We start from the raw sequence: 16138 nt of genomic DNA, 5'->3' as shown, positions 1-16138 counted from the left end.
AGCGGGAGCGCTTTTTCGGATGAGGACTGAAACGTTTGGTACTGCCTTTGACTTTCCTGGCCTGCACTTCGTTCTTTTTCAGCCGATCCTGCGGCTTTTTATGGAAGGCGGGTGCGGGTGACAGGTCCACCAGTGCGGCAAGCGCGTCGATATCCTGTTTTTCCAACTCCTGGAACTGCCCCTGACGCAGGTGATCAGGAATGATCATGCTGCCAAAACGGACCCGCTTCAAACGGCTGACTTTCAGATCCTGGGATTCCCAGAGACGGCGGACTTCACGGTTACGCCCTTCAAGAATACAGACGTGAAACCAGTGGTTAATGCCAGTACCGCCGGAGTCCACAATATCGGTAAAACGAGCCATGCCGTCTTCCAGCTCGACACCTTCAAACAGGTTTTTCACTTTCTGCTGGGTAATATCACCCATGACCCGCACGGCGTACTCCCGCTCAATGGAATGAGAGGGGTGCATCAGGCGGCTGGCCAGTTCGCCATCGTTGGTAAACAGCAGCAGACCGGAGGTATTGAGGTCCAGACGGCCGATGGAGATCCAGCGCTCGCCCTTCAGTTTAGGGAGTTTATCAAAGACCGTTGGACGGCCTTCTTTGTCAGAACGGCTGCAGATTTCGCCTTCCGGTTTGTTATAAGCGATGACACGGCGAATACCAGAGGCGTAAGCGTCCAGCTTAATAACCCGGCCGTCCACGGCAATAACGTCGGCCAGGGCTGCACGGTCGCCAAGGCTGGCTTTGACACCGTTGACGCTGATGCGTCCTTCAGTGATCCAGCGCTCCATCTCACGGCGTGAGCCAAGGCCAGCGCCCGCCAGGATCTTTTGCAGTTTTTCGCCCTGCGGAGGGAGTGTAGTTTCTGTGGTCATGGGATATCGGCGGGGTCTCCGCCCGGAATTTAACAAGAGGGAACGCAGTATAACGGGAGGTTCGGGTACAAACAATCCGGTTGAGCCGCAGTGAAATAGAGTAAACAGGTGAAATAAAGAAGAGGAATGGAACCTGATAATCATTTTGTGGTCAAACGGCGGTGTTTATAGCCTCAGCTAGCAGGGTTTTATTCTGAAAACAATTTTACCAGCCTACTACCATGCACAGTCTGCTCTCTGGGTTGACCAGAGAGCCGGTTTCAGCGGGATGCCAGAACACCCCGGACATACATTTAACGGTAAAAGGGTCGCAAACTATCAGCCTTATAGAATGGCCGCTGCCCCCCCGGATTACGGCAAGTTTACTGAGGATGACTTCTGGGGGAGAAAAACATTATATGGACATCGAATCACCCCGGCCAGTGTGCTTGCAGCCTACGGAACTGATAGATCGTCTCTTAGAAGTGGCTTCTTCCTGCTCAAACTTTGCCTGCAGAACATTCTTTATGACAATAAAAGAGTGACTCCGGAACAGGTGATTCAGGAATTCAACCGGAAACCAGATCAAAACAATAAGTACCTATTAGCGATAGCGCGCTTTAAGTCGGAATGCTGCCTGAATGGCCTGGCGTTAAATGGCCAGCCGGTCACACCAGATGAGGTAGTTAAGGGTTATCAGGACCTTAAAGCAACACTGGAGCTGGCACGCTTTAAGTCGGAATGCTGCCTGAAGGGACTGCTGTTGGCTGGCCAGCCGGTCACAACGGCTGAGGTGGTTAACGATTTTCCGGATAGTCCGCAAGGCAAACTGGGGATAGCGCGCTTTAAGTCGGAATGCTGCCTGAAGGGCCTGATGTTAAATGGTCGCCCGGTCAGACCGGATGCGGTAGTGAAGGAGTTCCCGGATAGCCCGGAAGGCAAACTGGGTATAGCGCGCTTCAAAGAGGAGTGTTGCATGAGAGGGATGGCGTTGAATGGCGAGCCGGTCTCACCGGATGCGGTGGTGAAGGATTTCCCGGATAATCCGAAAGGTCGGCTGGGTATCGCGCGCTTCAAAGCGGAATGTTGCCTGAAACGCCTGCCATTGAATGGCCGACAGATCACATCGGAGGAAGTGGTTAGGGGCTATCAGGCAGTCGGGGCAAGATTGGAACTGGCGCGCTTCAAAGCCGAATGTTGCCTCAGGGACCTGCTGTTGCATGGCCGACGGGTCACGCCGGAAGAGGTGGTGGAGGATTACCCGGGTAGTCCGGAAGGCAAACGGGGAGTGGCGCACTTCAAAGAGGAATGTTGCCTGAGAGGGCTGCCGTTGAATGGCCAGCAGGTTTCACCGGATACGGTGGTTAACGGTTACCGGGCCAATAAATCAGTACTGGGGCTGGCACACTTTATGGAAGAGTGTTGGCTGAAGGGGCTGGCGTTAAATGGCCAGCCGGTCAGACCGGATGCTGTGTTAAAGAGTTTCCCGGATAATGATACCGGTGGCAAGCTGGGAAGAGCGCGCTTTAAGGAACTGTGTTGCCTGAAGGGCACGGTGTTGAATGGCCGACAGGTGACCCCTGATGAGGTGATTGAGGGTTATCAGTCAGCCAATGCAATGCTTGAGCTGGCACGTTTCAAAGCGGAATGTTGCCTGAGGAACCTGATGGTTAAGGGCCAGCAGGTCACACCGGATACCGTGGTCAGGGATTATAAGGCAGCCAGGGCAACTCTGGAGCTAGGGCGCTTCAAAGCAGAATGTTGCCTGAGGGGGCTGCATTTGAATGGCCGACAGGTCACACCGGATGCCGTGGTTAAGGATTATGAACGGGGGGGGTGGTTGCTCGAAAGAGCGATTTTTTATTCCCGGTTGGCATTGAATGCCAGAGAATTGAATGGCAGCTATCTGGATAACCTGAAAGTACTGGAAGCGTATAATGAAGCCCCCGGAAATCATGCCGCAAGGCAGATTGAATACCTGATGCACAGGTTGCAACAACCTCAGCGATACGATGAAAGCAATGATGCTCAGGATGCCATCCAAAAGGCCTGGCAACTTCTGGACAGCATATTGATCAAAGATAAGCAACAACGATTGCGATGTAGATTGATCTTCATGGCTATGCAGAATGGATTGACCATTGATCACCAGAGATTGTCCGCAGAACAGGTATTGCATTCCATCCAGACACTGAGGCCCTCATTTCAGAATTCGCGCATCTATTTCTTTTTCCTGAAACACTGTTATATCACTGGACAGCCTGTTTATGGACGAAGAATCCAAAGGCATCAGGTGTTGGAATGCCTTAAGGGTTTTCCTGAAGGAAGTAAACTGCGCCATGCTTTAGGGCGCGACCTTGAACAGTGCCTCTACGAAACAGGCACAGGGGATAAGTTTCTGTTTAATCCGGAAAATGCTGTCGCCAGTGATAGTCGGTACAGATACGCAGCCTCTGCCAGTCAGCATGTCGCTGCTGTTGCCGTTCGTAGAGAGTGCCCGGTATCGTACAGACCTGAATCGTATAGACAGACCACAGATAACTTCCGGTCTGGCTTTGGTCATGAAAACAGATATTCCGCCAACGGTGTCAATAACGCCGGATATGGCTATAGAGGCCAACTGCCTGTCGCGATCCCGGTTTTAGAATACCCTGGTCGAAGAGAAAGAGCGGTTGAAGCATCCGTGGCCAATTTCGGCAGGGAACATCCATTCCCTTACCCGCCCCGTGAGTACTGGTGTGAAACAGAAGAAAATACGTTCACTACAGGCAGAGCGGTTTTTTTGGATCATCAGGTTCCGCAGTTAAATTCGCTAACGCTCAGAACACTGGAGATTATTCAGGTAATCAATGACGCTTATCCCTGTCCCCCCATCCTGATTACCGGTTCCTATGCCCGTTACTTACAAAACCGCTGCTCATCATACAACGACATAGACCTTATTTGCACGGCAGAAGAGCCTGCCAGAGTCCTGTTTGGAGAGCTGCGGACATTGAATGTCGACAGGGATTCAGAAATCCCCCAAAGTGTCATCATCGGGCCAGTCCCGGGATGTCCGGCGATTAAACTGCCAAAAGCTTTCAATATCAATCTGACAGACGGTGATCTGGGTGCCAGGGCAATGGGGCTGCAGGTCAGCGTGGACGACAGAGTAGGTCATCAAAACGCGGCACGACTGGCCGTTCAAGTTCCCGGCGTAGAGAAGTTGGTGTGGTGTTTGTCGTTTGCTGAAGAAACCAGGTTGTTGAACGATACGCTGAAATTTCTCACCGATAACCTCGATCCGCTCACTGAGCAGTTGCAAAAAGGAGCGGCATTTGCCTTGCCCCGAACCATTCTTTTTAACACCCCCCAAAACACCAGTGACCGTATTTATGGTTTGCTGATACGCTCTTTGCTTACCCTGAATAAAGCCCGGCAGTTTATTGCACTGCACGCTCAAGGAGACCCCGGAAACCCGGACGACCGGACAAACCAGGGGCAAGAGCGCCGACGCCTTTATGCATTGACTCAGAATCTTCACATGAAATTGCTCAGCCATCTGTGGCGTAAGGGTTTTGAGCACAGAGTGAATGGCTGGCTATCGGCCTTTCAGCCAGTTAATGATTACCAATGCAAGAAAAAGGAATTTGTCAAAACACTGCTTGCGCTGATGCACCCTGAATAAGGAAAACCCAACTCGATGAACTCTGGTTGCATCGGTGTATTGAGCGACAGCAACCTGTGACCCTAACGAACCTCATAGTTGAGCACGATTTCATAGCGGCGTTGGTCCCACCCGACATATTCAGGAGCCCGTGGAAAAGGACTGGCAGTTTTTATCAATTTTATAGCGGCGCGATCAAACTCTCTTATGCGCGACGGTTTGGTAATGCTGCTCTGCAACAGCGCCCCGTGGCGATCGATTACAAACTCCACCATCACGTCTGCCTTGAGGCGTCGACGCTTTAACAGCCTGGGATTTTTCTTTCTGGCGAGCAAGTGTTCCAGTACATAGCTATCGAACGCAGCTTCACGAGCACCGCCTTCTGTGGTTTTCTGCCTGGTTTCTGTCTGCTTTAATGGCGCTTCACTGGAACCACTGACACCTTGATGACCCGCCTTCATTGCAGGCCGGGCTTGTTGAGGCGTCGGCTGTTGTTCGAGTTCAGGAGGCTTTGGCAAAGCCTCAGGTTTTTTTTCAGGCTGTTGCTTTATGTCAGGCTTCTTCTGTGGCTGTAATATTGGTTTTCCAGTGGTTTGGGGCGGCTGTTGTTTTACCTGCTCCGGTGCAACCTCTTCGACCTTTACCGTTTCGGAGTTCAACTTGGGTAACGACTCACTCACTGGCTGTGAATTAAACGTGCCTGCCATTGCTGTCTGAATGCCAATGCTGATAACGTTGCTGTTCGATGGCCAGGCCACCGGGATCTCGGCACTATCTTCTGGCATCGCCAAAGCCATGCCAAAATGAATGAATAAAGACATCCCAAGATATATCGGAAACCTTGATGACCAATCTGCACCCATCTGCCGCAAAGCTCCCATTAAATAGTGTTAGTCGAGAGCTTACCGACATTGCTGGTTGCGCAAGCTTCGTTAATCTGATCTTCAAACGACTTTAGTCGTTTATACACCGACATCAGCTCAACGATGGTGGACCAGCTGTTAATCAAAAAGTGCAAAGAGCCTTCAACGCGGTTAAATGCCCGCAGAATCTGTTGCATCACGCCGAGAGTGATGACCCCGCCAACAATGGTTGGCACCATGACCACATAGGGGACAATGGACGACAATTGTAAATACGACCACTTGGTCAGGTCGAAGTACAGGTAGTGCTGATAGATCGCAACATAGTTTGCCCGGACGTGGAGAAATAACTCTTTGACGGACTTGGGCTGAGCCCGGGTTTCGTCATCTTCACCCAAAACCAGCTCTTTGCGCAGAGCGGCTTCGGCTTTCTGGTTGTTAAACTCAAGACCTGGCAGCTTAACCCCAACGACAGCCAGAAGCACGGTGCCAACGATGGACGTCAAAATAGCTACGTAAATGAGAACATGGTCTACCTGGCCAATAAACGGCACCTGATTAACCTTCTTGCTCAACTCCCACAACAGCGGTTGGAACATGGCAAGGGTAAAAATTGAACGCAGCAGAGAAACACCAAGCCCTTCAACAATTTTTGCAAAGCGCATGGTGTCTTCCTGTACTCGCTGCGATGCGCCAGCGAAAAACATAATGCCTTAAGAAAAACTCAAGAAAGACAGCAATAGCGATAAAAACCACGGATATCTTGCCAAAGGTCAAGAGATGGCTGAGCAACTCCTTTTCAGTAACTGATCCCGGATTGGAGAGAGCACTCTGAATCGCGTTATAAAAGTCACCGAACCAGCTGTTGATATCCACATCAATCTCTGCCTTCATCCAGGAGGCGGCGAAGATCAACAGGGTGCCCGCCCAGGACCAGAGGCGCCAACGGGCATCAAGAAAAAAACTTTTAAACATAGTCCATCTACTTCTGTGAAATATTTATAACAACTGCTAAAAAACCGGCTGCATTGTTGAATCAGGATTGCCTGGGTAAATCCACTGTCACGATCTGGTTGCTTTGTGGAAAAATCTGTTTTGTCAGAGACTTCATGGCCGTATGGTTCACCTGCTGGTGCAGCTCAGACATGCTTTCGAGATACTCTGGTGAATCGTACCGGGCAAAACTGAGTGCCAGCCTCCTTAGCCAGGTGTTGTTGTCTTTTAGTCGAAGACTTTCGGCAAAGGCGATGTCCTCACGAATTCGGGCAAAGTTCTCGTTGTCTAATGGTGTGTTCAGATTAGCCAGAACCCGGTTAGCGGCGTTAAGCAGCTCATCAACCCTTTCCGGTGCAGTGACAAAGTGCAGGCGAGTGGTTACCAGGCCCCCCTGGTCCAGCAGCATCTCAAACTGCAGCCGGTAGACACCACCGAGCTTATGTCATAATTCATTTTTCAGAGCCTTCTGGATAATCGGGTTAAGCGTTGACACCAGAAAACTGGCTTCCGGACTCCATGGCATTGTGCTGATGCCTTTTACTGTCACTGTCGCCTTGTTGTCATTGTGGATCTTGCGATCTATTTTTTGGTGGCCACCGGGCTGGCGCTCGTTGCTTATAGCCGTTGCCTTCTGCCGGGGCAGCCCTGCCAAATAGGGGATCACGGATTCGGTAATGGAACCTTGGGCAAGTTCACCGACAATAAATAACGTAACAGGCTGCTCACTCAATGCCTGAATCTTTTGTTCCAGCATTGGTTGTGTCAGTGAATGGGGTTGCAGGGAACCTGATGCGTCAACATTCACAAGTGATGCACCTGCTGTCGTTGCCATTGAGCCCGATTCTGCCAGAATTTGGCGGTTCAACTGCTTAAACTCACGCTCAGTTATGCGCCAGTGTTTATGATGCGCCGCATACAGCGCCATCAATGATGGCAGTTTTTCCGGCTGAATGAGTGCACTCAGATCAAGCTGCTGTTGTTTTTGTGACCATTGCCACTGTACTCCCTGTTCGGCTTTCCAGGCAGAAACCTGGGTTGCGGTAGCAAAAGAAAAATCAGCCTGTTCCCAGACCTGGGCCGCAACCCGACTTAACCAGGCAGGCGACTGCTGGTTTTCATAGCCCGCACTGGAAAGCATTTTTATATACAGGTTCCCATCAGCGGTTGGTCGGTTCAGCCAGACAACCGAGTCACCATTGTCCAGCGTCCATCGTTTAACTGACGTTTTATCCCAGGCCTCAGGCTTGATTGCTGTCCCGTGGTGCTGTTTATCTTCTGGCCAGTGTATTGTTGTCTTTTCTTTTATGGCTGGCGCACTGACAATTCGACTTGAACTGTAAACTTCATAAGACAAAGGCTTACTGGCAATGCTACTTTGTAATTGATCAATGTGTTGTTGAGATGGCAGGTTGCGCGCCATGGCTCCCGGAACTTGATAATAGACAAACTGGTCATCAGCACTGAGCAGAGTGCGCAAGCGTGCGTTTAATTCATCCAGCGTCATGGCGTCAATCCACTGCAGGTTACGTTTAGCCCGGACGTTATAATCTTCCAACATACCGTCTTGCATAATGGCCGTTGTTATTTTGTCTTCCCATTGCTGAAAGTTGCGTAGGGAAGCAGCCTCAACATTGTTTGCAATCGTCTTTTTCGCTTTCTCTTTCAGTTTCTCCAGTTCAGTCCGGCGTAGTCCGTTCTGCTTCAGTCGTTCAATTTCAGTCAGCACCGCAACCATCCCTTGATCGTGGTTAGCGGTACGAGCTGCCAGGGCAACTACCAGCCGTTCATTGGTCGACTCTTTGAACGTCATTGAAAGCGACTCGATACCCTGATCAGCGTGGGCATCCAATTGCGAACGCACCTGACTGACCGCCAGCTTTCTGAGAAAGTAATTTTGTAAGCGCTGGTATAGCCCGGCCATTCTGTCATAGGGTTGCAGCGGGCTACGAAAACCCATGGACACCATTGAGGTCACACCCTGAGGATCCTGAACTTTGCCGATAAAGCGCTGCTTTTGCAGGGGCAGTTCCAGATAATCCCTCTCAGGCTTGGCTTTGAACGGTTGTTTCCCAAAGGTATCGGCTATGGCTTTTTGGAGTGTTTTTTCATCAATATTGCCAGAGACGACCAGGGTCATGTTGGCAGGAACGTAAAACCTGGTGTAAAAATCTTTGATATCCTGCACCGCTACTTTTTGCACATCTTCTGCCAAACCAATGGTGGGTCGTTGTACGTATCGGGAGTTATTGCGAACGATGGCTTTTTTTTCGTTATTAATGCGCTCAGCCACACCGGTACCCAGCCTCATCTCCTCGATAATGACTTTTTTTTCAACAGCCCAATCCTGTTCCTGCATGGCGGCATTAAAGGCAATATGATGAAGGAGCGCTACAGACTCAGTCAGGTTAAGCGCGTCATTCGGGCGCGTACGCAACATATACTGCGTTTCAGTTTGACGGGTTACGGCATTAATCTGGCGGCCGGTAAACCAGCCTGTTTTATCAAGGTATTGATGAACGGAACTCCCAAGGCCGGAATTTGTGCGAAAAACCATATGCTCAATAATGTGGGCCATACCTTTTAGTTCATCGTCAACCGAGCCCACATTGACAATCAGGCGGAGGTTGAAGGGGGCGCTTTCCTGATTACTGTCGTGCACAACATATCGAAAGCCGTTGTTCAGCGTTTGTACGATTAGCTGGTCATCCCACTTTGGTGTTTCAGTCGCCTGGGCGAATGAAGTTATGAAGGCTGAAGCAACACAAACAATTATTGTTGTATGTATTTTTCTTCGAATAAAACACCAAAAATTCCGCATGTTAGCAACTGCACCAGTGTTAGAAGGATTATGGTTCCGGGTTAGTTGCAAATGATAATGATTCTTCCGGCTTGCAGAGTTACCTGTCCGTAAACGGGTTCAGTGGTGAAACCCGTTGGGAGTCAAAGATTTCGGTGCAGCATAGTGATGCCAGCAGAAACTCGCCCAATTATCAGTATCGCTGGTCCGGTTCTACGGTTGACTGGTGTGATGCAACGAACTGTTATGAAGGCGGCGTTGGTGACCTTGAACAGACACAAACGGATTACACCTGGAATTTTAAGGCAAGCTCTCCGTTATTTTCTGGCGATGTTAATTATGGAGCTGAATTAAAAACAATCGAGGCTCAAAAAAACCGCTCTGCCGATTACAACTCCTTCGGTTTGCAAAAAAGTCCTGTCAATGGCGTGGACTGGAATTGCCCCGCTGGTGACCCATCCTGTAAAGCCGACAACGCTGCGAGACAATACATAAACTATGCCGCCCATGATGCCCGGGGCGGATCAATAGTCAGGCGCTGTGGAGTGAGTACTCTCAGGCGCTTGGTGCCTGGAATATCAGGGCTGGCCTTCGCTACTCCCACGATGATTTTCTTGATAATCATAATCTCGCCCCAAGACTCACGGCTGCGTGGGAGTTTATGGACGACACATTCCTGACGTTAGGTGCTAACCGATATTACGCTAAAAGCATGGTGGGTTACGCTATCAAGTCACAAGAGCCTGATCGCACGATTTATCGCCGTAACTACAATACGGCTACTGGCGAGCTGGGGGACTGGGAGGTTTATCGCATTACTTCGCCGACAGATTATCGGGAGTCTGATCTGGATACACCGTTCAGTGATGAGTTGACTGCCGCATTGACTATTCCAACTCCCATGGATGGTAATGTTCGATTGAAAACCGTACTGAGAAAAAATCGGGATCAATTCTCCCGCAGCGATAAAATCATTGGTGATGATGGCAAAAGCGTTCACTATGAAATTGACCTGAATACCAAATATTTGTTCTGGGACGCGCCTGATTCCAAGGCGACGCTGGATCTGCGTGTTACTAACCTGTTTAATAAACTGCCGCACACGGACACCACAGCAGGCAAGCGTTATCAGATGGGACGCGCTTATTGGGTTGGGCTGAGTTACACACTGTAATGGTCACAGGTCCTGATTTGACTCATCAAAATATTATTCCAATGACTGAACCTATTGAGAACGCAAGTTGTCTATGGGGAATAAATATCTATCGTTAGAAGGTTTAATGATGATTCCGCCAAGTCTAAATGCCGGATTGGCAAACTTTGTAAACGGATCACAAAGCAACAGCTATGACCAGAATGATTCTGCCTTGCCAGCGAATGCTCAACATGCGGGCGGTATTTTTCGGAGTCGTGCCACTGAAGATCTTCAGCACAGTACGGCCGTTGGTGCTCGGGCTGCAAGTGCTGTTTTGCCTGCCCATAATTATATGAATCCAGCATTGGGTGGAACTGATAATCCATCGGTTGTGAAATTTACGGTTGGCTCAGATGATGAGAGTTCTGATGATGATGCTTCACCCTTATCCTCCCTAAGTTCAGGTCCTGGTTCAGAACCCGATTGCTTCATGGAGTTGGAGCAAATGTTAAAGAGCCTTCTTCTGGTAAAGGACGCGGATTCCACTGAAGGTGCTGCAGGGGGCTGCGCTTATCGTGGCGGTGAGCTGATTCTGGAGGAGTCTCTGACATCCAGCTTGAATGAACTGGCGTCAATATCTTCTGCGGGGAAGGGCGCTAGCGATAAGGCCGTTGAAAGTGTCAGGAAAGAACTTGGTGAAACGATCGCTGACTATTTCACAACAGCCAGACTGGAAGAATTGCATACCATTGCCTGTAGACTCGAGTCGTGGCAGAAAACGAATTGCAGATTACTTGAAAAATGTAAAGTTAACTCCTTCGACACTTACATACCCGATCTCACTACCCGGGGAATGGTTCCAATAAAGTTCGATGATCTAATCAACGGTATTATTAATACAGGTGTTATGTCTGATCTTGGCAAAGGGCTTGATAAAATTGACAGTTATCTGAGAGGGTGTGATGTAACGATGCTACGCCACAGTCATCGTCTTTGCACAGATATGAGCAAAGACGTCCATCAGCCAATACTTTCCTTCTCATTTTACCAGGAAAATATATTAGACTCACAATTTCCAGATGAGTTTTTTGATGGCGAAGAATTACCAGATTTCACTTACCTTCTTGATGGCGATAAAAATAAAGACTGGAACCACCTTGCCCATGAGTTGGATGCTTATTTTCAACCGGTATTTCAGGAGCTGGGTGAGGTTGGGGGGGGGCCAGCAGGCACTCTGGAAGAATACTTCCAGAGTGTCGTTGATTAATGGAAGGTTTTATCGGGCTCTTCAGACTGGGAAGAAAGTACTTCTTCAGAGGATTGCTCATCAGTAGTCTGGCTTGCTGAAGGTTCAGTACCCGGTTCTTCCTCTTCTTCCAGGTCCCGGATTTCCGACAGCGGCGGCAGTTCATTCAGGTTCTTTTCTACAGTTTATCTTCGAGTAGCTGCTCCTCATCGCTGTGTTCTCCTGTCTGGCAGGCAGGCAACAACCGTTCGAAATCGTTCTCGTAATTGAGCTGAGGAGGAGCAGCCAACGGTCTACCAGTCCGTGGCTGGCTGTTGGAGTGCATTGGCATGGGTTCGTTACGGCCAATATCAGCTGATGATGATCTTTGGCGGTAACGGTAGGCGCAGAAACCAACAGCACCGGCCGCCACAAAAAACACCGCGGCACCCAGGGCGATACCGGTGATAGCGCCTGTACCCAGTGATGCCACTGTCGGAGTTAAAGTGGTAAGTGTGGCAGAAGCCGGGCCGGGAAGGGAAATGTTGGTACTCGGTACCGTTACCGGCGTCTCTGTGATTAGGGGCGTCAGTGTGGCATTAGCACAGTATGATGTATCAATAACATACTTAACGGGCTGGCAATCCGGTGTTACCAGGCTGGGGTCTGTATTTGCACAGAAATCATTATCCAAACCATAACGACAGTCTCGGGAACTGTCTGTTTGTTTATTACCATTAATTCTGACATTACAAATAACCGGGTTATCCCCTCCCGTGATATTTGCTTTACCATCACTATTAATGATGCTGTCAAACGCCTTGGTGTCGGTAACAGTTCCTTTGTTAATAATTCCCGCCCCAATACCGGCATCTGCCTGTGCGCCAGAGGTTGTCACATTGCAGTTTACTGCAGCCGTGTCGGTAACAGCTCCATAACTAATTCCCGCCCCAATACCGGCATCTGCCTGTCCGCCCGAGGTTGTCACTTTGCAGTTCAGCGCTGTCGTGCCGGTAACAGCTCCTACATTATTTCCCGCCCCAATACCGGCATCTGCCTGTCCGCCCGAGGTTGTCACCGTGCAGTTTACTGCAGTCGTGTCGGTAACAGATCCATAACTAAGTCCCGCCCCGATTCCGGCATATGCAAAACGATTCTTTGTTTCAATATGACAGTTCACCGCTTTCGTGTTGGTAACACTTCCTTTATTCTCTCCCGCCCCAATACCGGAGTTAGCTTCACTACCAGAGGTTGCCAAATTGCAGTTCACCGCTGTCGTGTTGGTAACAGCGCCTTGTTCCAGATATCCCGCACCGATACCGGCGAATGAATAATCGGAAGTTTTCACTGTGCAGTTCATCACATTTGTGTTGGTAACAATTCCCGAGTCTAACCAGCCCACGGCAATACCGGCAAATGCTGCTGATATATCATCACCAATGGAGGCTTCCACCGTGCAGTTTATTGCTGTTGTGTTGATAACATTGCCTCCATTAACCTTACCCACGCCAATAGCTGCGCCTACAACTTCATTGGTAGCAAGGGTAGCAAGGTAAGCATGCTCAGCCCGGATATTACTGATTGTGGCACCGCCTGACATTTTACAAGCCGCAACCCCGGCCGTAGTTGTTGATGTAATATTGGCATTACGAAAGCGCAGGTCATCAATAAGGCCGTCACCGGACAAGTGTCCTATCAGGCAGTGCGGAAGTTTGAAGATGGTACGACAGTCACCGACCACCTTGCCAGTAAATGGAAGGGTTTCATTGCCAATGGGCCTAGGCAATTGGCTACCGTCGATATCCTTTGTCAGCCGATATTTATTGCTGCATGATTCTGCATCCTGGCAAATCTTGCCCAGTGTCTCGGCGTCCGCCACTTCAACCCAGGGGGTATTGTCAGGGGTGGATGCTGATGACGCGCCGACAGCGGAAAGGCCGACCAGAGCTCCCAGTGCCACGGAGGTGTTTGGCAACTGGCTGGCACGCAGCGTTGAGGTGGCGGAGTTATCAGGCTGTTGTTGTGGGTTCAGTGAAGTTTTTCCGGTTTTATTTTTAGCATTTGCCGGAGTCTCGTCCGGTGTTTCCCTGTGTGTGCCAGGCTCGGGTACCAAATCGGCGTGGGCAGTGAACGCGTTAAGCTGATCATTGGCAAGCCGTCCTGCAACCGCGAGGGTGGCAAGATAGCTCAGCGCATTATTGATTTCCGGGGGCATGTTGGCATAGGCCGCTATCGCCCGTCCTGCCAGTGCGGTGAACTGCAGGCAGTGACTGGTCTTGCCATCACGGCCCTGAAAGTCAATAGCAGCAGCAGAGTCTGCAACATCCGGTGGCGGTTGGGAATTGGGTGGATCATAGAAGGGATTAAATGACCGAATTAACTCACGGGCTTGCAATCGAATTACCTCCAACCCTCTCCATTGCCCCTGCGGTTCTGTAGGCTGGGTTGTTACAGGTTGTGGGTCGATGAAAATGCCTGCCGGGTTTGAGTCTGGTTGCCGTATCAAAATCAATACCTCATAACAAAGTTGATTATGTTGATATCAATCCATTGTCTTATATGGCCAATATTAAAAGGGAAAATGGTTATGTGGTATTTAACTATTCTGAAACGCAATTTCTATTTTTTCCTATATTTGTAAACGCGTTAATGGTGAGGGCTAATGGTAGCCAGTTGTATGGCATTAGTAAGAATAGTTTGAATCACATACGCTTTTTTTTATGCTTGGATGCTTATTTTTACTGGTATTTGGGGCTGGGCAGGGGGCTCTGTTCCAGAAGACACCCTGTAAGAATACTTTCAGAGTGCCTTTGATTAATATTTGATTAATAAAAGGTTTCATCTGGCTCTTCAGACTGGGAAGAAAGTGATTCTTCAGATGACTGCTCATTAGCAGTCTGGCTTTCTGAAGAGGTGGCTAATTCATCTTCAGTTGGTGCGGCACTGTGTTGTTCTTTTTCCTCTTCCAGTTGCAGAGATGGTATTTTCTGCTTCTTGATCAAGTCGTTAAAGCCAGTAGGTAATTCGGCTTCCATGGCGTCCAGTTCATCGAACAGCTCCTGGGCCGAACGCTCTTTGATGATCTCCTGGTCTGCCAGCTCCGGCTGTTCTAACGTACCGCCTGCTGCTGCCAGTGCTTCGGCAATCTCTTCCGGGATTTCCAGGGCCTTGGCGATTTCTTCCAGGTCCCGGATTTCCGACAGCGGCGGCAGTTCATTCAGGTTCTGCAGGTTGAAGTAATCCAGGAATTGCCGGGTGGTGGCAAACATGGCGGGTCTGCCGGGCACATCCCGGTGGCCGACAACGCGAACCCACTCCCGCTCCTGCAGGGTGCGTATGATATTACTGCTGACACTGACGCCACGGATATCTTCAATTTCTCCCCGGGTAATGGGCTGGCGATAGGCGATCAGGGCCAGGGTTTCCAGAAGGGCACGGGTATAGCGCTGAGGTTTTTCGTCCCACAGGCCGCCAATCCAGGGAGCCATGGCCTGACGAACCTGGAAGCGGAAGCCGGACGCTACTTGCTTCAGTTCAAAGGCCCGGCTCTCGCAGGCGTCAGATACTTTGACCAGGGCTTCACGGATTTCATTGCCATCAGGGCGATTGTCTTCCGGAAAGAGGGCCGCCAGCTGTTCAATCGTCAGTGGACGACTGCTGGCCATGATCGCTGCTTCCAGAATCAGTGAGAGATCAGGCTTTTCGCTCATTGATATTTTCCATGTTATTCCGGGCCTTCACATGAATCGGTCCAAAGGGTTCGCTTTGTACCAGCTCAATCAGGGATTCCTTGATCAGTTCCATAATGGCCATAAAGGTGACCACCACGCCCAGTCGGCCTTCACTGACCCGATAGAGTGCCACAAAGGGGGTGAAGCGTTCAGGGGAGAGCATGGCAAGCACCTCGCTCATCCGCTCTCGAACGGACAGTGCTTCTTCCGCCACATGGTGGTGCTCAAACATATCAGCCCGACGCATGACTTCGCTCAGGGCCACCAGAATATCCTGAAGATCAACCTCCGGATGTATCTGAACCCGCTCAAACTCAGGAGGCTGAACTTTGGCTGGCCAGTTATCCCGGCCCATTCTGGGCAGGTCATCCAGGTCTTCGGCGGCTTTCTTAAAGCGCTCATACTCCTGCAGTCGCCTGACCAGCTCAGCACGGGGGTCGTCTTCTTCCTCTTCAGCTTCTGCGGTTCGTGGCAACAGCATTCGGGATTTGATTTCCGCCAGTGTTGCGGCCATCACCAGATATTCTGCCGCCAGCTCAAACTGGGAACTTTCCATCAGCTTGACGTATTCCATGTACTGATGGGTGATCTGGGCCACCTGGATATCGAGGATATCCATGTTGTTCCGTTTGATCAGGTAGAGCAGAAGATCCAGCGGGCCTTCAAAGGCTTCCAGAAAGACTTCCAGGGCATCCGGTGGAATGTAGAGATCGTCAGGCAGCTTGGTGAATGGTTGACCCTTAACCAGTGCCAGCGATTTATCCGCTCTTATATGAGGAGCTTCGGGTGCAACGGATTCTGCTTCCGATGGGGCTGACGTCTGTGCTGGTTGTTCGGCCACGGCTTCCGTCGTGGTCATGGGCAGTTCACCTCTTGCTGGGCCGGG

The 16138-nt window shown here is 50.2% G+C and carries 10 protein-coding genes and 1 pseudogene; 3 read left to right on the top strand and 8 right to left on the bottom strand.

The window, feature by feature from the left end:
* On the bottom strand, positions 1-880 hold an 880-nt coding region (gene rluB / locus ACO6V1_RS18170), incomplete at its 3' end, for a 23S rRNA pseudouridine(2605) synthase RluB (protein WP_422448617.1).
* A 331-nt stretch (positions 881-1211) separates the two neighbouring features.
* Here rluB and ACO6V1_RS18165 point away from each other — a divergent pair.
* A complete protein-coding gene (locus ACO6V1_RS18165) occupies positions 1212-4526 on the top strand; it encodes a hypothetical protein (RefSeq protein WP_422467918.1) in 3315 nt (1104 codons plus the stop codon).
* A 62-nt stretch (positions 4527-4588) separates the two neighbouring features.
* Here the strand turns inward: ACO6V1_RS18165 and ACO6V1_RS18160 are convergent, their stop codons facing one another.
* The 4 genes and pseudogenes from ACO6V1_RS18160 to ACO6V1_RS18145 all read right to left on the bottom strand — a co-directional run bounded on the left by ACO6V1_RS18160 (position 4589) and on the right by ACO6V1_RS18145 (position 9023).
* A complete protein-coding gene (locus ACO6V1_RS18160) occupies positions 4589-5326 on the bottom strand; it encodes a TonB family protein (protein ID WP_422467916.1) in 738 nt (245 codons plus the stop codon).
* Positions 5327-5385: 59 nt separating this feature from the next.
* A pseudogene (locus ACO6V1_RS18155) lies at positions 5386-6262 on the bottom strand (SbmA/BacA-like family transporter).
* A gap of 142 nt (positions 6263-6404) precedes the next feature.
* Entirely contained in the window at positions 6405-6770 is a 366-nt protein-coding gene (locus tag ACO6V1_RS18150) for a hypothetical protein (protein ID WP_422448611.1), read from the bottom strand.
* Between the two features lie 36 nt (positions 6771-6806).
* Positions 6807-9023, bottom strand: coding sequence for a M16 family metallopeptidase (locus ACO6V1_RS18145; protein WP_422448609.1), 2217 nt, complete (start codon positions 9021-9023; stop codon positions 6807-6809).
* A 799-nt stretch (positions 9024-9822) separates the two neighbouring features.
* Between ACO6V1_RS18145 and ACO6V1_RS18140 the strand changes: the two genes are divergently transcribed.
* Positions 9823-10335, top strand: coding sequence for a hypothetical protein (locus ACO6V1_RS18140; protein WP_422448605.1), 513 nt, complete (start codon positions 9823-9825; stop codon positions 10333-10335).
* A 466-nt stretch (positions 10336-10801) separates the two neighbouring features.
* On the top strand, positions 10802-11563 hold the full coding sequence (locus ACO6V1_RS18135) for a hypothetical protein (RefSeq protein ID WP_422467914.1): 762 nt from the start codon (positions 10802-10804) through the stop codon (positions 11561-11563).
* A gap of 157 nt (positions 11564-11720) precedes the next feature.
* Here the strand turns inward: ACO6V1_RS18135 and ACO6V1_RS18130 are convergent, their stop codons facing one another.
* From ACO6V1_RS18130 to ACO6V1_RS18120, 3 genes are all read right to left on the bottom strand, one after another.
* Positions 11721-13916: a hypothetical protein gene (locus ACO6V1_RS18130; protein ID WP_422467912.1), complete on the bottom strand. Its 2196-nt coding sequence runs from the start codon at positions 13914-13916 to the stop codon at positions 11721-11723.
* A 430-nt stretch (positions 13917-14346) separates the two neighbouring features.
* Positions 14347-15231 (bottom strand): SMC-Scp complex subunit ScpB, encoded by an 885-nt coding sequence (gene scpB / locus ACO6V1_RS18125; protein WP_422467910.1) that lies wholly within the window; start codon positions 15229-15231, stop codon positions 14347-14349.
* Positions 15215-16111, bottom strand: a complete 897-nt coding sequence (locus ACO6V1_RS18120; protein ID WP_422467920.1) for a segregation and condensation protein A — start codon at positions 16109-16111, stop codon at positions 15215-15217. Before ACO6V1_RS18120 ends, scpB begins: the two co-directional genes overlap by 17 nt.
* Positions 16112-16138 lie beyond the last annotated feature (27 nt).

The sequence above is a fragment of the Endozoicomonas sp. ALC013 genome (assembly GCF_049310205.1).
In the GTDB taxonomy this organism is placed as follows: Bacteria; Pseudomonadota; Gammaproteobacteria; order Pseudomonadales; family Endozoicomonadaceae; genus Endozoicomonas.
This window is presented reverse-complemented; position numbering and strand designations above follow the sequence as displayed.

Coding starts and splice junctions, on each gene's coding strand:
- ACO6V1_RS18165 (WP_422467918.1), top strand. CDS start 1,212: ATGGCCGCTGCCCCCCCGGATTACGGCAAGTTTACTGAGGATGACTTC.
- ACO6V1_RS18160 (WP_422467916.1), bottom strand. CDS start 5,326: ATGTCTTTATTCATTCATTTTGGCATGGCTTTGGCGATGCCAGAAGAT.
- ACO6V1_RS18150 (WP_422448611.1), bottom strand. CDS start 6,770: ATGCTGCTGGACCAGGGGGGCCTGGTAACCACTCGCCTGCACTTTGTC.
- ACO6V1_RS18140 (WP_422448605.1), top strand. CDS start 9,823: ATGGACGACACATTCCTGACGTTAGGTGCTAACCGATATTACGCTAAA.
- ACO6V1_RS18135 (WP_422467914.1), top strand. CDS start 10,802: ATGTTAAAGAGCCTTCTTCTGGTAAAGGACGCGGATTCCACTGAAGGT.
- scpB (WP_422467910.1), bottom strand. CDS start 15,231: ATGAGCGAAAAGCCTGATCTCTCACTGATTCTGGAAGCAGCGATCATG.
- ACO6V1_RS18120 (WP_422467920.1), bottom strand. CDS start 16,111: ATGACCACGACGGAAGCCGTGGCCGAACAACCAGCACAGACGTCAGCC.